The sequence below is a fragment of the Deinococcus malanensis genome (genome assembly GCF_014647655.1).
In the GTDB taxonomy this organism is placed as follows: domain Bacteria; phylum Deinococcota; class Deinococci; order Deinococcales; family Deinococcaceae; genus Deinococcus; species Deinococcus malanensis.
Window position 1 is genome coordinate 85,283 of sequence record NZ_BMPP01000010.1, and the last position, 16,921, is coordinate 102,203.

The 16,921-nt window shown below is 65.8% G+C and carries 18 protein-coding genes; 11 read left to right on the forward strand and 7 right to left on the reverse strand.

The genetic code is table 11. The annotated features are described in order from the left end of the window. Positions 1-73: 73 nt before the first annotated feature. Genes rnpA through IEY49_RS12630 form a run of 3 tightly spaced genes read left to right on the forward strand, consistent with a single transcriptional unit; the run spans position 74 to position 2,384 of the window. The gene (gene rnpA, locus IEY49_RS12620) at positions 74-490 is read left to right on the forward strand and encodes a ribonuclease P protein component (protein WP_189009421.1); all 417 of its coding nucleotides are present in this window, start codon (positions 74-76) and stop codon (positions 488-490) included. Beyond that, the gene (yidD, locus tag IEY49_RS12625) at positions 487-741 is read left to right on the forward strand and encodes a membrane protein insertion efficiency factor YidD (protein WP_189009184.1); all 255 of its coding nucleotides are present in this window, start codon (positions 487-489) and stop codon (positions 739-741) included. The genes rnpA and yidD overlap by 4 nt, the downstream gene beginning before the upstream one ends. After that, the gene (locus IEY49_RS12630; protein WP_189009187.1) at positions 738-2,384 is read left to right on the forward strand and encodes a membrane protein insertase YidC; all 1,647 of its coding nucleotides are present in this window, start codon (positions 738-740) and stop codon (positions 2,382-2,384) included. The genes yidD and IEY49_RS12630 overlap by 4 nt, the downstream gene beginning before the upstream one ends. Positions 2,385-2,554: 170 nt before the next feature. Here IEY49_RS12630 and IEY49_RS12635 read toward each other — a convergent pair whose 3' ends face one another. The 4 genes from IEY49_RS12635 to IEY49_RS12650 all read right to left on the reverse strand — a co-directional run bounded on the left by IEY49_RS12635 (position 2,555) and on the right by IEY49_RS12650 (position 7,298). Then, entirely contained in the window at positions 2,555-3,760 is a 1,206-nt protein-coding gene (locus tag IEY49_RS12635) for a tetratricopeptide repeat protein (RefSeq protein ID WP_229780778.1), read from the reverse strand. Between the two features lie 80 nt (positions 3,761-3,840). Then, positions 3,841-4,842 (reverse strand): alpha-ketoacid dehydrogenase subunit beta, encoded by a 1,002-nt coding sequence (locus IEY49_RS12640; protein ID WP_189009193.1) that lies wholly within the window; start codon positions 4,840-4,842, stop codon positions 3,841-3,843. Further along, on the reverse strand, positions 4,839-5,966 hold the full coding sequence (gene pdhA / locus IEY49_RS12645) for a pyruvate dehydrogenase (acetyl-transferring) E1 component subunit alpha (RefSeq protein ID WP_189009196.1): 1,128 nt from the start codon (positions 5,964-5,966) through the stop codon (positions 4,839-4,841). The genes IEY49_RS12640 and pdhA overlap by 4 nt, the downstream gene beginning before the upstream one ends. A 348-nt stretch (positions 5,967-6,314) precedes the next feature. After that, positions 6,315-7,298, reverse strand: a complete 984-nt coding sequence (locus IEY49_RS12650; protein WP_189009199.1) for a DUF4384 domain-containing protein — start codon at positions 7,296-7,298, stop codon at positions 6,315-6,317. 127 nt (positions 7,299-7,425) lie between these two features. Between IEY49_RS12650 and IEY49_RS12655 the strand changes: the two genes are divergently transcribed. Both IEY49_RS12655 and IEY49_RS12660 read left to right on the forward strand, forming a co-directional pair. Next, the gene (locus IEY49_RS12655) at positions 7,426-8,088 is read left to right on the forward strand and encodes a putative pterin-binding protein (RefSeq protein ID WP_229780779.1); all 663 of its coding nucleotides are present in this window, start codon (positions 7,426-7,428) and stop codon (positions 8,086-8,088) included. Beyond that, complete coding sequence (locus IEY49_RS12660; RefSeq protein WP_229780780.1) at positions 8,085-9,335, forward strand: sensor histidine kinase; 1,251 nt, start codon at positions 8,085-8,087, stop codon at positions 9,333-9,335. The genes IEY49_RS12655 and IEY49_RS12660 overlap by 4 nt, the downstream gene beginning before the upstream one ends. 29 nt (positions 9,336-9,364) lie before the next feature. Here IEY49_RS12660 and IEY49_RS12665 read toward each other — a convergent pair whose 3' ends face one another. Together IEY49_RS12665 and IEY49_RS12670 are read right to left on the reverse strand one after the other, a co-directional pair. Beyond that, a complete protein-coding gene (locus IEY49_RS12665; protein WP_229780781.1) occupies positions 9,365-10,393 on the reverse strand; it encodes a CAP domain-containing protein in 1,029 nt (342 codons plus the stop codon). An 82-nt stretch (positions 10,394-10,475) separates the two neighbouring features. Further along, the gene (locus IEY49_RS12670; RefSeq protein ID WP_189009433.1) at positions 10,476-11,084 is read right to left on the reverse strand and encodes an RNA polymerase sigma factor; all 609 of its coding nucleotides are present in this window, start codon (positions 11,082-11,084) and stop codon (positions 10,476-10,478) included. Positions 11,085-11,178: 94 nt separating this feature from the next. On the opposite strand from IEY49_RS12670, the gene IEY49_RS12675 reads away from it, so the two are divergent. Continuing rightward, a complete protein-coding gene (locus IEY49_RS12675) occupies positions 11,179-11,538 on the forward strand; it encodes an FUN14 domain-containing protein (protein ID WP_189009202.1) in 360 nt (119 codons plus the stop codon). 201 nt (positions 11,539-11,739) lie between these two features. On the opposite strand, the gene IEY49_RS12680 is transcribed toward IEY49_RS12675, so the two are convergent. Further along, entirely contained in the window at positions 11,740-12,747 is a 1,008-nt protein-coding gene (locus IEY49_RS12680; RefSeq protein WP_189009205.1) for a LacI family DNA-binding transcriptional regulator, read from the reverse strand. 238 nt (positions 12,748-12,985) lie between these two features. On the opposite strand from IEY49_RS12680, the gene IEY49_RS12685 reads away from it, so the two are divergent. From IEY49_RS12685 to xpt, 5 genes are all read left to right on the forward strand, one after another. Continuing rightward, the gene (locus IEY49_RS12685; RefSeq protein WP_189009208.1) at positions 12,986-13,462 is read left to right on the forward strand and encodes a copper chaperone PCu(A)C; all 477 of its coding nucleotides are present in this window, start codon (positions 12,986-12,988) and stop codon (positions 13,460-13,462) included. 42 nt (positions 13,463-13,504) lie between these two features. Beyond that, positions 13,505-14,209: an SCO family protein gene (locus tag IEY49_RS12690; protein ID WP_189009211.1), complete on the forward strand. Its 705-nt coding sequence runs from the start codon at positions 13,505-13,507 to the stop codon at positions 14,207-14,209. Beyond that, positions 14,206-15,075, forward strand: a complete 870-nt coding sequence (locus tag IEY49_RS12695) for a cytochrome c oxidase assembly protein (RefSeq protein WP_229780782.1) — start codon at positions 14,206-14,208, stop codon at positions 15,073-15,075. The genes IEY49_RS12690 and IEY49_RS12695 overlap by 4 nt, the downstream gene beginning before the upstream one ends. Positions 15,076-15,109: 34 nt before the next feature. Beyond that, positions 15,110-16,045: a DUF8754 domain-containing protein gene (locus tag IEY49_RS12700; RefSeq protein ID WP_189009214.1), complete on the forward strand. Its 936-nt coding sequence runs from the start codon at positions 15,110-15,112 to the stop codon at positions 16,043-16,045. Positions 16,046-16,301: 256 nt separating this feature from the next. Next, positions 16,302-16,883, forward strand: a complete 582-nt coding sequence (gene xpt, locus IEY49_RS12705) for a xanthine phosphoribosyltransferase (RefSeq protein ID WP_189009217.1) — start codon at positions 16,302-16,304, stop codon at positions 16,881-16,883. The last annotated feature ends 38 nt before the right edge of the window (positions 16,884-16,921 follow it).

Sequence of the window (16,921 nt, forward strand, 5' to 3'; positions counted from 1 at the left end):
CAGCACGGACCAACCCAGCGCCACCCAGGACTCCGCCGATACCCGTCGGTCACGTCCGGTGGCGCTGGCTTCTTTGCGTGGTGACCGCGAGTTCCGTAAGGTCCGGCAGCATGGGGTGGTGGTCCGCGATCCGCTGTTCACCCTGCGCCTGACCGAATACCGGCCTCGCTATGGGGAAACCTGGCGGCCCCGGGCCATCTTTGGCATCGTGGTACCCAAGAAGTCGCTCAGGCGCGCCGTGGACCGCAACCGGGCCCGGCGCCGCGTCCGCGAGGCGCTGCGCACCCTGCCTGGAGGCCTGCCGCCCTGCCGCGCCATCCTGATGCCCAATCCCTCCATCCTGCGGGCTCCTTTCGGAGACGTGCAGGCGGCCCTGATGAAGGCCCTGGCCAAGGCTCCGGGCCGGGTCAAGGGCCGCAAGGGCGGCGGGAACCTGCGCACGTCTGGCGCCGTATCAAACGGTGTGACCTCCGAAGGGCCTACCCCATGAGCCTGGCCTCGCGCGGACTGGTCCGCGTGATCCGGGCCTATCAGCGTGACCTCTCGCCGCGTAAGCCCTCACCGACTTGCCGGTTTATCCCTACCTGCTCTCAGTATGCTGTAGAGGCCATCGAACGTCACGGCGCCCTGAAGGGCGGCTGGCTGGCCACCTGGCGGATCATGCGCTGTAATCCTCTCGTGCCGGGCGGGGTCGATCCCGTGCCGGAACGTTTTCCCCAAGGCAGAAAAACACATCCATGAAGACACAACACCTGCTTCCCCTCGCCGCCCTTGGCGCCCTGCTGCTGACCGCATGTGGCACCACCGGTCCGCTGCCGACGTTCGGCAAGGCCATCAATCCCGAGTGGATCCGGGCCGACTTTGACGGTATCCGGGGCGACGAGTTTATCGCCACCAGCAACCTGCAGGACGTGGTGTTCAACGCCCGCGGCGAAGTGATCGGCTGGTACGTCAAGAATTATGCGGGCACGCCCTTTATCAAGCGGCGCAGCGACGGCACCTACGATTTCAGCGCCCTGAAAAATGGCAAGAGCATCATCAATATGGTCGGGGGGCGCAAGTCGCTCGTCGTGCAGGCTGAGGGGCTTGATCCCGCACGGCCGGCCACGGTCACGCCGCCGGAAATTACGTCCAACATCCCCCAAAACCGCCAGGACGCCGTGTTCCGCTACACCCAGGGCGGCGTCACGGTGACCAAGACCGTGACCCTGCATCCCCGCAACTACAAGATGGATGTCCGGACCTCGGTCGAGGGTGGTCCGGAGCGGTACACCCTGCTGTTCCCCGGACTCGGCAAGGCCGAGAACCCGCGGGTACAGGCGCTGCCGGTCGGTGGACAGCCGGCTGCCGCTCAGGGCAGCGGCACGCTGGAAGTCGAGAACATCCAGTACGCGGCGCTGCAGGAAGTGCCCAGTGGCATGAACAGCCAGGTGGCCCTGGCGACCATCGTGCGTCCCCAGCAGGGCACCCGGGCCAACGTGGCACTCACCGGGGGCAGCCAGGGTCTGATTCAGGTGCGCTTGCAGGGCGAAAGCAGCCTGGAAGTGTACGGCGGCCGCAACGAGCTGATTCACCTGTATCAGAGCGGCTACAGCGAGTTTCCGGGCCTGTTCGAGCCTAATTTCTTTGGCAAGATCAGCCTGATGATCGTCAAGCTCATGGAGTGGCTATACAGCTTCATCGGCAACTGGGGACTGGTGCTGGTCGCCCTGACCATCCTGCTGAGGCTGATCATGTGGCCGCTGATGCAGGCGCAGGGCCGCACCACCGCCCGCATGCAGATCATGCAGCCCAAGATCAAGGAGATTCAGGAGAAGTACAAGGACAAGCGCGATATGGAGTCCCAGCGCGCCATGCAGTCCGAGATGCAGCAGCTCTACCGCGACTACAACTTCAACCCGGCCGGCTGCTTTTCCACGCTGCTGCCGTTCCCGGTGCTGATCGCGCTGTGGTCCACCATCCGTAACTTCGAGTTCGACAGCGGCTTCCTGTGGCTGCCGGACCTGGCCATTCCGGATCCCTTCTACATCCTGGCGCTGATCTACCTGGTGGTGAACATCGGGCAGCTGTACGTCATGACGCGCAAGACGCCCGACATGTTCCGGCAGCAGGCGTTTATCTACCTGATCTTCCTATACTTCGCCCTGACCTTCCCGGCAGGCGTGACCATCTACATCATCCTGTCGACCCTGATCGGCATCATCCAGCAGATCATCATCAACAAGCAGGTCGAGCGCGAGACGGCCAGCCTGGGCCAGACGATCCAGAAGGCGGCCGCAACCGGTGGCAAGGGCAAGAGCCAGACGAGCCAGACCATCGTGGCCAGCCCTGGCAAGAGCGGCAAGAAGGCCGCCAAGGTGATTGACGCACCCAAGAGTGACTGAGCGCTTAAAAGAAACAGAAGCTCGATGTCAGACCAACCGCCCGGCTGTGATTGCTGGGCGGATTTTTAAGCGCACATTGGATCAATCGGGTACAAGGTCCTGGGACCATCGCGGCCCTGAGATTCTGCAGGAACGTTTTTGCGGCTTTCGTCCCTGACCCCCAGCAGGTGTCAGTTCAGGGCGCTCAGCGCCACGCGCGCGGATTCGAAGCCCGGGCGCAACCGCAGTGCCTCGTGGTAAGCCCCTCGCGCCTCGGCCACCCGACCCACGGCACTCAGGGCTCGGCCCCGCCAGTAATGGGCCTCCTCGTGCGTCGGCACGCTGCGCAGGACGGCCCCAGTGAGTCTCAGGACGTCCGCTGGACGCCCGGTGCGGATGTAGGCCTCCAGCGGACCGAACGAGTACCACAGGGTGCGCCAGGGCAGCCCTCCCTGAACCCAGCCTGGCCGGCTCGGGTCGAGGCTGCGGTCGGCTGGTGCCGCAAAGGCCTGATCGAAGGCGCGCCCTGCTCCCCGGGCGTCACCGAGTTCCAGCCGTGCCTGACCCAGATTCAGGAACGATATGGCATCACCCAGACGGTTGGCCTCGGCCTGTGCCACCCGCAGGTTGTCCTGCTTGGCCGCCACCGGGTCAGCCCGAAATCCCAGTAAGTCGCGCACCTGGGCCGTCTTCTCTGGAGCGCTGACGACCAGATAGGTGCGCCCGAACGACCGCCAGAGCTGATCAAATCCGGCGTAGTCCATCCTGAGGGGTCCCAGATATGAGTCCAGGGCGCTGAACTGCATGGTCGTGTCGTCGTAGCCGGTCAGCAGGCGGTAGTGCCCCATGCCTCCCGAATCGGGCGTCACGAACCAGGTCTCCACGATGACCGGAAAACCGGCCGCCAGCAACCCACGCAGCAGGGTGCGGTCGCCGCCCCGGGCGAGATGCACGTCCATGCCCTGGGAGCGGGCGTAGGCGGCGAGTTCATCCGGTGAGACATTGACATCGCCTCTGGCCGGCTTGAGACGCGGTGCGATGTCGTACTGGTTCAGCGTGCTGCCCCAGCGGCTCAGGGCCATGCCAATGGTCACGGGACCACAGTTGTTCAGGCGCTGGTATTCATGTCGGACGCCCGGAATGCGGGCCCGTACCGGCAGATGAGGCGGGGACGGAGTCACGACTGGGGGCGGTGCGGGCGCTGGAACTGCCGGGACCGGGGCACTTTCGGGTTCGGCCGGAGGCTCGGCAGGCGCCGTTACCGAAGGAGGCGACGCAGGAACGGTCGCTGGCGTCATGGCCGGCAGCGGCGTTGCTGGTGCCTGCAACTGCCCCACCCCAAAGGCCGCCGCACTCACAAGCAGGCCGGCAGTCAGCAGAAGGGCAGGAAGACGCATCCTCCCCATCGTCCCTGCCCTTCATGATGTTGTGCTGAGGTAAGAACGTGTGCTCAGCGACGTTTTTCGGTTTTAGTGGCTCAGTAGGCCATAACCTTCTTGATGGCTTTAGCCACCCGCAGCGGGTTCGGACGGTACACGTCCTCGATGGCAGTGAATGGAGGATACGGCGCGTCATATCCAGTCACACGGACGATGGGCGCACGCAGGAATTCGATGGCCTCCTCGGCAATGGTGGCACTGATCTCGCTATGGAACCCGGCAGTACGCGGCGCCTCGGTCACGATGACGACCCGGCCGGTCTTCTCGACACTCTGCAGCACGGTTTCGGTGTCCATGGGGACCAGCGTGCGCAAATCGATGACCTCCACGCCAATGCCAGCCGTGCGGGCAGCCTCGGCGGCCTTCTGGGCGACCTCGACCATGCCCCCGTAGCAGACCACGGTCACATCGTCGCCCTGGGTGACCACCCGGGCCTTGCCCAGCGGCACGCGGTAATCGCCCTCGGGCACCTCCTCCTTGACGCTGCGGTAGAGCTTGATCGCCTCGAAGAAGAAGACCGGGTCCGGATCGTTGATGGCCGACAGCAGCAGACCCTTGGCGTCGGACGGCGTGCTGGGAATCACGACCTTCACGCCCGGGGTGTGCGCCAGGATGGCCTCAGGACTGTCGGCATGCTGTTCGGGGGTGTGGACCCCGCCGCCGTAGGGCGCGCGAATCACCATCGGCAGGTGGTAACGGCTGCGGGTGCGGTGCCGGTAGCGGCCCAGGTGCGACAGGATCTGGTCCAGCGCCGGGTACAGGAAGCCCGCGAACTGAATTTCGGCCACCGGCTTGAGCCCGGCCAGCCCCATGCCGATGCCCATGCCCACGATGCCGGCTTCGGCCAGTGGGGTATCAAACACCCGCTCCACACCGTATTTGGCCTGCAGGCCGTCGGTGGCGCGGAATACCCCGCCCATCACGCCGACGTCCTCGCCGAAGATGTGCACAGCAGGATCGTTGGCCAGGGCGAGGTCCAGGGCCTCGTTGATGGCGGCGACCATGGTCATCGTCTTGGTCTTGCTGGCTGTGGCAGTCATGCGTCCACCTCGTCGAGCAGTTCGGCCCGCTGTTTGCGGAGTTGGGGCGTGGGTTCGGCGAACACGTGATCCAGGATCTCGGCCGGGGTGGGGTCGGGGTAGCTGTCGGCCTCCTGCAGGGCGGCCTCAAATTCTGCGGCGACCTCGGCGAGCAACTCAGCTTCACTGTGCTCGGTCATCAACCCACTGCTCAGCAGGTGGCGGCGCATGCGCTCCACCGGGTCCTTTTCGGCCCAGCCCGCGTTGTCCTCCTCGGTGCGGTAGCGGCTGGGATCGTCAGCCACGGTGTGCGGCTTGATGCGGTAGGTCACGGTCTCGATCAGGGTGGGGCCTTCGCCGGCGCGGGCGCGCTGCACCGCCTCGTTGGTGACGTGCCAGGTGGCCAGCACGTCGTTGCCGTCCACGCGCACCCCGGGAATGCCGTAGCCCTCGGCGCGGCGGCTGAGATTGGTGGCCTTGGTCTGGCTGCGGGTGGGCACGCTGATGGCCCAGCCGTTGTTCTGCAGGATAAATACACATGGAGCGTTCAGGGCGCCAGCAAAGTTCAGTGCCTCGTGAAAGTCACCCTCGCTGCTGCCACCGTCGCCGATAAAGGCCATCGCGACGTTGCGGGTGCCCCGACGCTGTTCGGCCAGTGCGGCGCCGACTGCCTGGGGGTACTGCGTAGCGATCGGGATATAGAACGGCAGCACCTTGAGGTTTTCGGGCATCGCCCAGCCGTGCGGGCTGGTGCGCCAGTAGGCCAGCGTGCGGGCAATCGGCAGCCCCAGGGTCAGGGCCGCGCCGGTATCCCGGTAGGTGGGAAACAGCCAGTCGTCGCTGGTCAGCGCAGCGGCGGTGCCACACTGGCTGGCTTCCATGCCCCCGAAGGGCGGGAAGACGCCCAGGCGGCCCTGACGGTACAGCACCCAGCCACGCTCGTCGAAGTGCCTCGCGCGGCGCATCTCGCGGTACAGACGCATCTGCACGTCGGCAGAAGGAAGCAGGTCCGGACGGGTCAGTGTGCCGTCCGGAGCCAGAATCTGAAACATGCTGCCCGACGCGTCGTCGTAGGCGGCGGCCGAAGCCTCGAAGGCATCGGTCTCGGCCACGGGGGCGGCCTTAGGGGTCTTCTTGCGGGTCATGGAACCTCCGGGAGTTGGGCGTAGCAATGTGCAGGGCTGCGACATGGAAACCTCGCAGCCCACAGGACCGGGAGGTTCAGAGCAATAACATTCAGGGCGCGCGGCGCTGGTTCAGAAGCCGCGAAAGCCGCAGGCTGCCCGGCCCGGATCGCCACGCCAGGGTGCGCCTCACACACGGGAGGCAGGGCAGGGTGACGGGGCAGGCGGGTATCGGCATACGCGGCTCAGACAGGATGTTGGAGCTTCAGCCTAGCAGAAACCTAACGCCCGTTTGGTGGTGGCCGCCTCCAGCGCTCCGCACACCAAAAAAGAACGGGGCCATGAGGCCCCGTTTGGTCGTTGAAGAGGTTACTTGCGCTCCACCTTGACTTCAATGCGCTTGCCCTTCTGCTTGACGCTCAGTTCCGCTTTGCCTCCCCGGGCATTGCGGTACTCGCTGCTGGTTTCCTTGTTCTTGGTTTTGGTGCTCACGGCGTTGTACCCCTCGGCCTTGAGCAGGGCAGCGTAGTCGGCGTGGACCTGCGCCACACTGCGGCTGGTGTCCAGTGTGGTTTTCCACTCGCGGGCCGTGCCCCAGGGGCTGCTTGCCTTAGGAGTGATCGACAGCGCCTGGGCCGTCTGTGGCGCGCTTGTGGCTGGAGCCGGGGTGCTGGCCTGGGGAACAGGCTGGATCGCGCCGGGGCGGACCGGGGCGGTGGTCAGCGGCGCGGCGACCGGGGCCGTGGAGACAGGGGGCGCCACAGCGGCTGGTGTGCGGTTGACCACGTTATAAAAGGCCGTGGCACTGTCCCAGGTGTTCTGCTCGACCGGCCGGACCACGATGCTCAGCGCCTGGGCCAGCTGGTTCTGCCCCTGCACGCTGACGCTGGCAAAGCCGCTCTGCTGTCCTTTGAAGGTCGCGATCTGATCGATGTTCAGAGGGGTGCGGCTGGCCAGCGCCAGTACCTTGTTCATACCGTAGGGAGCGGCGATATCGAAGGTAAAGGGGTCGCCCGAGGCCGGGAAAGCCTTCACGGTATTTGCCTTCAGGAAGTTGCCCCCACCCTGGTAGCGGTTGGGCAGGATCAGGTCCACCGTGCCCTGCGGATCGACGTTGAACAGGTACACGTAGCTATCCTGGCTCACACTGGTGTACAGCCGGATCTTTTCTCCCGGGGCGTACTCAGGAGCGCGGCTGCCGGTGGGATCGCGGTCGGTCCACACCCGCACATTTACAGGATTGGCTACCGGATTGACGATGATGCTTTGCGCACTCAGGGTCGGCGTCGCGCCAGCCGTACCCAGCGCCGCCAGAACCCCGAGGGTGCCTGTTACCAACATCAGGTTCTTCATAGCCTTAGCTTGCGCCGTAAGGGTGACCTGAGGCTGACCCTGCCCCTCAGATCCCCCCCAAAGTCTTCAGCTGACCTTCATACCTGGGTCTTGAGGCCACTGAAAGCGTCGCATAAACTTAGATTTGATGTTTTCTCCAGGTGCGGGACTTGCCGCAGTGGCCCTGATACTGGCGCTGGTGGCCGGCACCCCAACCCGCTTGGCTTCCGCCCGTTCGGATGCTGGTGTCAAATCCGAGTCAGCCACCGCAGTGGCCCGTGTAGGTGATCTGGCGCTCGTCCCCCGCACCACCAAGCCACATCGCCATGCCCGGCTTCTGCCCCCTCCGCTGGCCGGATACCGGTACCTGCGTGCAGCAGGGCTGCGCCCGCCAGCCGGTCCGGCGCAGCGCGTCCTGCTCACGGTAGAAACCCGGACAGGCAAAAAGCAGACCTACACCCTGGCACAGCTCAGGGCGCTGCCAGCCATGCGGTACACCACGTTTCATCCACAGCTGCGCGAGAGCTATACCTATGAAGGCGTGCCGCTGCGCGATCTGGCCGCGGCTGGCGGATTTGTGGGACAGGACCTGCGTGTTTATGCGGAGAATGGGTACGTGACGACGATCCGCGCACGCGATTACCACCACGAGGCGATGCTGCTGGCCTACCACGCCAATGGCAAGGCCATTCCGGTGCTGCAGAAAGGACCGCTGACGGTCGTGATGCCGCCGGACGAGAAGCGCTTTCCTGCCCGGGAATACGGCTATGCGTGGGTGTGGTGGGTGGACCGCATCACGCCCGCACCGTGAAGTTGCTGTCCCTGCTGCAGGGAGTCCCCCGCGCGGTTCTGCTGCGTGAAACAGCCCTGGCCCTGCTTCCAGCTTTATTGACGCTGGGGCTGCTGCTGCTGGCTACGCAGCCTGCTTACCGTACCCTGATCGACAACAAGGAAACCTGGTCACCTTATGAGTACCGCGCGCTGGCACAGGAGCTGCAGACGTATCAGATTGCCCGCCTTGATCCCACCGTAACCACGGATGAACGTCGCAGAAGCTGGGAGAGGGCGCTGTCCAGTGCCAGTACGCCGGGGCAGTTTTACGAACTGGCACTGGTGGAAAACTACGGCGAAGCTCGACTGGTCAGCATCAAAGAGGACCTGCAGCGCAACACCCCGTCAAGCGTCAGGCGTGCGGTTATGACTGCGCTGCGCCTGAACGCCCAGGCGGACACGTTTACCAGGGTCCGGGGCCCCGTACCAGCCTTGCAACGCCTGCGCTCTGCCCTGATCCTGACTGCGGGTCTGACAGCCCTGATGAGCCTGCTGCTTATTACCCGCGCCCTGCTGATGTGGCGCACCGAACGGGAACGGCGCTCGCGGCGCGAAGCCCGGCAGCGTGAGGCCCTGAGCCTGGCCAGTCACGAGCTGCGCCGCCCGCTGCAGTCACTGCTGCTGGCCAGCGACCTGCTGCGGCACGCCCAGAGCGCCGAGCAGCGCCAGCACCTGCTGTCCCTGATTGAGGACAGCGTGGTGCAGCTTGACAGCCGCGCGGACCTGACCCGCCTGAACGACCTGTACCTGGACGTGAGCCTGCGGGTGCAGCGCACGGACCTGCGCCCTCTGGTGCAGCGTCTGGCGGCGCGGCGCGTGGACGTCTGCGTGCCCGACGCGCCGCTGGTGTGGCCGGTGGATGCCAACCGGGTCCGTCAGGTGCTGGAGAACCTGGTGGAAAACGCCCTCAAATACACGACCGGTCTGGTGGAGGTCCGGCTGTGCCTGGCCGGCAACCGGCCCGAGATCACGGTCCGCGATTACGGCCCAGGTATTCCGCCGGCCCTGATCGAGCGCGTCTTTCTGCCTTATGAGCGTGGTCCTCAGGGCCTGGACGACGGACACGGCCTGGGGCTGGCACTGGTCCGGCGCTACGCACGCGCCCACGGCGGAGACGTGTGTCTCTCGCACGCGCCGGACGGCGGGCTTATAGCCACCGTGCGGCTGGGTGAGCCGTCCTCGCTGCTGTCTGAGCCTGCCCGCGCTGGCCTGAGCCTGCGGCCCTAGCTGGCAACTGGCCTGGAAGGCAGCGTCGGTCAGGGTTTGGCGAAGACCTGGGTCCAGTACCGCCCGAACTTGGTGCCCGGGCGGTCCACATACGACAGCCCGATCAGTGAGAAGTCACCCATGATGTTGCGGCAGTGGCCTGGGCTACGCAGCCAGCTGGTGACGACTTCCTCCGGAGTCCGCTGTCCGGCCGCGATATTCTCGGCCGCCACGCTGGGCGCGAATCCGGCCGCCTGAACGCGCCGCAGAGGTGAACTGCCGTCCAGGGCGCTGGTGTGGTCAAAGTAGCCCTGCAGGGCCATGCCAGCCGACTGGGCCAGCGCCGCCACGTCCAGGGCGGACTGCTGTTTCAGGGGAGGAAGCGCACGGCCCCCTTCGCGCAGTGTGGCGCAGTTGAAGCCCTGGGCGCGGGCCCGGTTGGTCAGACGCAGCACCTCCGTCTCGAAGGGCACGCTGCCGCCCAGCGCAGCCATCCGGAACGACAGCCGGCGCTCCAGGGTATTCCCGCCTTGTCCGGTGAGCCGCACGGCAAGGTCCACCGGGCCCTCGGTCACCTGCACCGGCCCCGTGCCGACCTTCTTCCCGTTCACCTGAAACGACGGCGTGCCCGGCGCGTACACGACGCTGCCCGCCGAACTCAGGCGCAGCGTGCCACGGCCGATCAGGACCGTCATCTCGGCACGCTCGGGGCCACTGGAGCGCACATTGAGTTCGCCGGTGGCCCGGCTCACGGCCCGCCCGGTGGGGTCGAACAGGGTGGCCTGCACCTCGTACTTGCCGGTCCGGTAATAGGTATGGCTGACCTGCGGACCCGCGGCCACGGCTCCATCTCCGAACACCCATTCGACCCGGTGCTCAGTCGGAACGCTGGCCTGAAAGCTGACCTGCAGCGGCGCGCCCATGCTGCTGTCGGTCCGGTAGCCGATGCGGAAAGGCACCTGCGCGCTGCTCTGAGCCTGCACCCAGGCGGACCAGGGAACGGCGGCCAGTGCCAGGGTCAGGGCCGCGTGGCGTATGACGGAGCGCGTGCGGGAAGAGTGGATCAGGGCAGACAGCACATCCTCAGACTAGAGAACGGGCCGCGCCGGCATGGTGAAGTGGGAACCCTGGATGCGGTTTTTCCGGCAATCCAATGGCGGTCTAGTGGACGTCGGCGACATCGGCCAGCAGGTCCGAGAGCTGCTCCTTGGCCCGGAATACGCGGCTTTTGGCGGTTCCGACGGCGACCCCCTGAATCTGTGCGATCTCGTCGTAGCTCAGGTCCTCCACGAAGCGCAGCACCACGGCCTCGCGGTATTCGGTGGGCAGCCGCAGCAGGGCCCGCTGCACCCGGTCCTGAGCGTCGGCACTTTCGGCGGCCTGTACCGGAGAGCGCGCCCCGCTGGTGACCTCGAAGCCGGCGTCCTCACGGGCTTCTTCGAGACTGAAGCGCTGCAACTGCTTACGGCGGTGTGACTCGATCTGGGTATTGCGAGCCACCTGATACAGCCAGGGCAGCACCCGCTCGCCGGGACGGAAGGTGCGGATGCTGCGCCACGCCCGGTAAAACACCTCTTGCGTGAGGTCCAGGGCGTCCTCGCTGTTGCCTTCCAGGCGGTACAGGTAACCGTACATGCGCCCCTCGTAGGTCTGCACGAAGCTGTACCAGGCGGCTTCATCGCCGGCCACCAGCCGCTCGTGCAGTTCAGGCGCGAGCAGGTCGGGAGCGGGTGGGGTGGTGCTCAGGTCAGTCACGTTGGGATACACCATACTGCCCTGGCCTTTAATCACGCGTCAGCTTTGAGGCATACCCCCCAGCGCCGCGGTGTATGTCGCGTTCCAGGAACGCTAGGATGCGCGGGTCTTGAGCGCCGCTGCCCCCGCCGACCCCTCCGACACAGGACGCATTCTGGACGCGCTCCAGCCGCTCCTGCCCGATCTCAGCGTGGGCGCCCTGCTGGGGTTTGCAACCGGCGTGGCCCTGAGACATATCGGGCGCGTCGTCCTGATCGTGGTGGGTGTGCTGTTTGTGACGCTGCAGCTGCTGGCCTACGCCGAGCTGATCAGCATCAACTGGCTGAGGGTCCAGGCCCTCACCGAACCGTGGCTGCGTCAGGGTGGCGAGCAGGGGGCCCAGTGGCTGGGCCGGGTCCTGACCGCCAACCTGCCTTTTGCCGGGGCCTTCAGCGGAGGCCTGGTTCTGGGCCTGCGCGCCCGCGCCTGAGGATCAGGCCAGCTCTGGAAATACAGACGCTGTCTACTGGGCTTGGCTGATTCAGGGGCCACCGTGTGGGCAAAAGTCCGTCAGGCGACGTGGTGCGAGACCGCTGATGGTGAACGGTGTCCTCTTGCAGCATGCCCTGCTTCACTCCTGCTCCGCCCCGAAGACACCGATTCCCTGAACGGATCTGCACCGGCATCTGTCTCAGGCGGTTTCGCGGCAGATCAGGGTCGGCTCAAAACGCCGGGCGCGGGGCGGGCCGCGGTGACCGTTCAGGCGTGAGAGCAGCAGTTGCGCCGCCTCATAGCCCATGCTCTCTACCGGCTGGTGCAGGGTGGTCAGGCCGCGCGCCGCCGCCCAGGGCTGGTCGTCAAAGCCGATGATCCGCAGGTCCTCGCCGACCTTGAGACCGCGCAGGTGGGCCTCGTCCAGCAGGGCGCCGGCCAGCAGGTCGGCCGAGGCGAAGACCGTGGCCGGCAGTCCCCCGGGGGTGGCCCGGATCTCGTCGAGCAGCGACGCGGCAGTATTGCGCGCGGCGAGGGTGTCGAAGCTGGAGATGAACTCACCGCGGACCCCCCGTCCCGCGCGCTGCGTGGCTTCCAGAAATCCACTGCGGCGGTCCTCGAAGACCCGGGTGGAGAACAGCTGGTCGAGTTCGGTCTCCACCCAGATGGCGTACAGGGCGCCGGGCAGGCTCGAGGCGTACTCGCCGGCCAGACGCCCGCCGGTGACGTTGTCCATGTAGGCGCAGTCCACATTGTCGGCATGGGCATCCACCAGCACGGTGGGCTGCTGCGTGCGCATGCGCCGCTCATGGAACAGGGTCGTCAGGTTGTAAGTGGCCATCACCAGCCCGTCGGCCTGATAGGCCAGGGTGTGCGAGCCCAGGTAACGCTCCAGCCGGGAGCGGTCCAGCAGGGGAAAAATTGCCACGTCGTAGCGCGCTTCCTGAAACGCCGCCTCCAGCCCGTCGAGCAGCCGGGTGTAGAACTCGGTGGTCAGCACCGGCAGCAGCACGCTGATGGTGTAGCTTTTGCCGCCCGCGATCCGGCGGGCGTGGGGGTTGGGCGTGTATTCCAGATCGGCAATAGCCTTGAGGACCGTTTCGCGGGTCACGCCCTTGACGGCCACGTGGTTGTTCAGCACGCGCGACACGGTGCCCACCCCGACTCCGGCCCGGCGGGCAACATCCTGAATAGTGGGTTTGCGCATCAGACGTCCCACCATACCGTGCGTGATGGAACCTGTTCCACTTTTTTGATGCTGCCTCGCCCGATGGACCACCTGACCGGCAGCGGCCGGTGCCAGGCCGCTGGCCCGGTGCCCGGGACATGGGGACAATTGGGCCGCACTATGCGTCCTAGACTTGCGGAGCTCGCCGGGCACCGGTCACGCAGGTGAACCGGGCCTCCATGGCTTCTGGCCGCTGCCCTTCACAAGGAGAAGATTCATGTTCTCACGCACCTTCCTGGTCCTGAGTGCCAGCGTGCTGTTGCTGGCCCTTCCGGTCGCTGCCGGGCATGAAAGCCACGGCCAGCTACGGCCGGGAGCGGCTGCTCCGGCGGAGGTCAGGGTCGTCAGCGCCCGGGTGCTTGCGGTGCCGCCCGGGATCCGGGATACCAGTGCTTTTATCTCCCTGCGCAACACCGGCACCCGGCCGCTGGTGCTCAGGGCTGTCAGCACCCCGCTGGCCGGGCACAGCATGCTGATGATCACCCGCAAGGACGCCCAGAGCCGCACGAGCATGAAAATAGTGCAGAGCCTGAACCTGCCGGCCCGGGGCACCCTGCCCATGGCGCCCAGCGGAAACCACCTGATGGTCATGGGGCTCAAACGGGCGCTGAAGGTCGGACAGAAGCTGCCGTTTACCCTGACCTTCAGTGACGGACGCACCCTGAAAGTCAGTGCCACCGTGTATAAACCATGAGCTCCCACTTGCCTGTATCCGCGTTCTGGAGGTGAACCCGCCGTGACCGAACTCTCTGCTCCCCAACCCGCAGCTCAAGTGCCTTCCGCCGATCACGCCGAGACCACGGCGCTGCCCCAGCGGCCCTGGTACGTGTCGGCGCTGCTGGCGGTCTGCGCCGTGACGCTGCTGCTGGCTGGCGCCTGGGGCTTTGCGCGGCTGAAAAGTCCGTACCCGTTCTACGGTACGGCTTACAACGCCGACACGTCGGCCAGCGCCTTTCAGGGCACGGATCACAACCGCAGACCGTTCACCTTTACTCCAGGCCAGAGGGGAGGGAAGACCACAGCCCTGTTTTTCGGGTTTACGCACTGCCCGAACATCTGCCCCCTGTCTCTGGCCTACCTGGACAAGGTCCGTCAGGCCCTGCCCGCGGAGGAGCGCGACCGCTTCGAGGTCATCATGGTCAGCGTGGACCCACAGCGCGACACGCCCGAACGGCTGAACGCCTACGTCACGTTCTTTGGGCAGGCGCAGGGGATCAACGTGCCGCCTGAAGCGCTGAAAGACGTGGCCCGGGCCTACGGGGTCAGCGCCCAGAAAGCCGACGTGAAAGGTGAAGCCGAGTACCAGATCAACCACACCACCGCCACCTACCTGATCGACAGCGCCGGCAAGCTGCGGGTGCTGTGGGACTACACCCAGCTTCCTCAGGTGGACCGGGTTCTTAAGGACGTGCAGTACGTCATGGATCATCCCACCTCGTGAGCATTCTGGATACTCCTTCCAACCTCAACCCCACGCTGGGCGACCTGCTGACCCTGCATGCCGACCCGCTGTTCCTGGTGCCCACCCTGCTGGCGGCGGCGGCGTACTTCTGGCGTTTCGCCCAGGCCCGCCGCACGGACGAAGGCCGCGCCCGCTGGCCGGTCTGGCGCGCGGCGCTGTTCGGCAGCGGCATAGTGCTGCTGCTGCTGACCACCCAGAGCCTCGCTGCCACGCTGACGCAGAGCAGCATGGCGCTGTACATGGGCCGACTCATGATCCTGGCTGAAATTGTGCCGCCGCTGCTGGTGCTGGGCATTCCACGTGGCGTGCAGCTCAGTCCGCGACGGGGGCTGGGCCGGGTGCTGAACGTGCTGCTGGACCCCTGGCTGGCGCTGGCGGTGTGGAGCGCGGTCATCATTTACTGGAACGTGCCGGCCGGCTTTAACGCCAGCGTGGTGACCAACACCGCCGCCGCGCTGCTTCCGGCGCTGTATCTGCTGAGCAGCCTGCTGGTGTGGGCCGTGATTCTGCGCCCACTGCCGGCGGTGCAGGCGGCCACCATCGGTTCACGTGGCTGGTTCGGGCTGCTGGCAGCCCTGCCCATGATGGCGGTCGCGGCCGTGTGGCTGTATTCGCCTCGGGTGCTGTATACGCCTTACGTCAACGCCCTGTGTCTGTGGAACCTGACCCCGCTGCAAAATCAGCAGTGGAGCGGCTGGATCATGATGATGGCGGGGCTGCCGTCGCTGGCGCTGGCCCTGATACAGCTGATGGCCTGGTTGATCCAGCTCAGTGAAGGTCAGGGGATGCCCAGGCCTGCACCATCAGCGGAGCCCCAGCCTCCTGGGCCCCCCTCACAATCCTGACGGTCCTCACAGTCTGGCCTCTAGAATGGCGCGCATGACTGATCTGCCCAGCCACTGGCAACCCGCCCCTGCCGGTTACAAGCACGTGGTCAGTGTCAGCCTGGGCGACAGCAAACGCAACGCCCGCGAGGAAATCAATGTGCTGGGCCAGCCGTTCATTCTGGAACGCATCGGCACGGATGGAGACAGCCGCAAGGCTGCGCGATTGTTTCAGGTGCTGGACGGCCGCGTAGATGCGTTCGGGCTGGGAGGCGCCGACCTGTATGTCATTGCAGGGGGACGCCGCTACACCTTCGGCAACGTGCGCCAGCTGGTGGCCCATGCCAAGCTGACACCTGTGCTGGATGGCAGCGGGCTCAAGAACACCCTGGAGCGCGACGCTATTTCCCAGCTGGATTCGCTTCTGAACTGGCGAACGCAGAAAGTTCTGATGGTCTCGGCGGTGGACCGATTCGGCATGGCCGAGGCGCTGGCCGAACACGGTGCCCAGGTGATCTATGGTGACCTGATTTTCGGGCTGAATATCAACCGGCCGCTGCGGACCATCACGGCGCTGCGGCAGGTGGCAGCGCTGGCTCTGCCGGTGGTCACCAAACTGCCTCAGGACTGGTTCTATCCCACCGGCAAGAAGCAGCAGAGCAGTGTGGAGGGCAAGGGGACGCGGTACTACGCCTGGGCCGACGTGATTGCCGGCGACACCCATTACGCCAAGCGCTACGCGCCCAAGGACCTGAGCGGCAAAACCATCCTCACGCAGACCATCACCGAGGCGGACCGGGTGTGGATGAAGGAGCGCGGGGTGCGGCGGCTGATTACCACGACGCCGCGGATGGGCAGCCGGAACTTTGCGACCAATGTTCTGGAGGCGTTTTTCGTGGCGCTGAGTGGAAAGCGGGAGGCGCTGAGTGAAGGGGAGTACCTGGAGTATGTGCGGCAGGTGGGGTTTAAGCCGGAGGTCAATGAGTTGTAAGCCGGACGTGTAGGCCCCGCCCCCCTACCCCAGAGGGGCAGGGGGAGTTTTCGTTGGCACTTGGCAAGAGATTTGACTGGCGCGATAGGGCTGCTGGTCCAGTCAACGTGTCCGGCTTCGACGCCATCTTCCTTCTGCCTGGAATGGCCCGCGCGCTTCGAGCACGACGGCCTTCGGGGGTGTGGGGCGGTGAAGTCGCCTGCTCCTTGCTGGCGGCTTGACTACTTCTCTCTTTTCTGCCGGTAGACTTGCGCGCATGCGGGCTCTGGTGGATGCGATTCGGGCGCAGGGTACGGTGCTGCCCGGCGGGATTCTGAAGGTGGACGGGTTGATCAACCATCAGCTGTTGCCTCAGCTGACCCGGGAAATGGGGGAGACCTTCGCGCAGACTTTCCGGCCGCTCAAGCCCAGCAAAGTGGTGACCATCGAGGTCAGTGGGATTGCTCCGGCGCTGGCCACTGCGATGGTTCTGGGTGTGCCGATGGTGTATGCCCGCAAGAAACGTCCGGTCACCATGCAGGGGTCGGTGTACACCGCGCAGTCGGTGAGCCGCACCAAGGGTGGGGTGGTGGAGCTGTTCATCAGCCATGAGTTCCTGGGTTCTCAGGATCGGGTGGTGGTCATTGACGACTTCCTGGCCTCGGGCGGCACACTGCTGGCGCTGGCCGACATGATCCGCGAGAGCGGCGCGCAGCTGCTGGGGCTGGGCTGCGTGGTGGAAAAAGCCTTTGAGCACGGCCGGGCCAACCTTGCCTCACTGGGAGTCCCGGTGCGGACCCTGGCCAACATCGTGCGCATGGACGAGGGCGGCACGCTGGTGGTCGAAGCCGGGCATTGAGAGCTCCAGCGGCCTCCCGTCCCCCGGCCAGGAACGGG

Bases quoted from the DNA above. Each gene is read 5' to 3' on its own strand.
- IEY49_RS12680 (WP_189009205.1), bottom strand. From the start codon at position 12,747: ATGCGCAAACCCACTATTCAGGATGTTGCCCGCCGGGCCGGAGTCGGG.
- IEY49_RS12670 (WP_189009433.1), bottom strand. From the start codon at position 11,084: ATGGTGTATCCCAACGTGACTGACCTGAGCACCACCCCACCCGCTCCC.
- IEY49_RS12630 (WP_189009187.1), top strand. From the start codon at position 738: ATGAAGACACAACACCTGCTTCCCCTCGCCGCCCTTGGCGCCCTGCTG.
- pdhA (WP_189009196.1), bottom strand. From the start codon at position 5,966: ATGACCCGCAAGAAGACCCCTAAGGCCGCCCCCGTGGCCGAGACCGAT.
- IEY49_RS12635 (WP_229780778.1), bottom strand. From the start codon at position 3,760: ATGCGTCTTCCTGCCCTTCTGCTGACTGCCGGCCTGCTTGTGAGTGCG.
- IEY49_RS12650 (WP_189009199.1), bottom strand. From the start codon at position 7,298: ATGAAGAACCTGATGTTGGTAACAGGCACCCTCGGGGTTCTGGCGGCG.
- IEY49_RS12700 (WP_189009214.1), top strand. From the start codon at position 15,110: ATGACTGATCTGCCCAGCCACTGGCAACCCGCCCCTGCCGGTTACAAG.
- IEY49_RS12685 (WP_189009208.1), top strand. From the start codon at position 12,986: ATGTTCTCACGCACCTTCCTGGTCCTGAGTGCCAGCGTGCTGTTGCTG.
- IEY49_RS12640 (WP_189009193.1), bottom strand. From the start codon at position 4,842: ATGACTGCCACAGCCAGCAAGACCAAGACGATGACCATGGTCGCCGCC.
- xpt (WP_189009217.1), top strand. From the start codon at position 16,302: ATGCGGGCTCTGGTGGATGCGATTCGGGCGCAGGGTACGGTGCTGCCC.
- yidD (WP_189009184.1), top strand. From the start codon at position 487: ATGAGCCTGGCCTCGCGCGGACTGGTCCGCGTGATCCGGGCCTATCAG.
- IEY49_RS12655 (WP_229780779.1), top strand. From the start codon at position 7,426: ATGTTTTCTCCAGGTGCGGGACTTGCCGCAGTGGCCCTGATACTGGCG.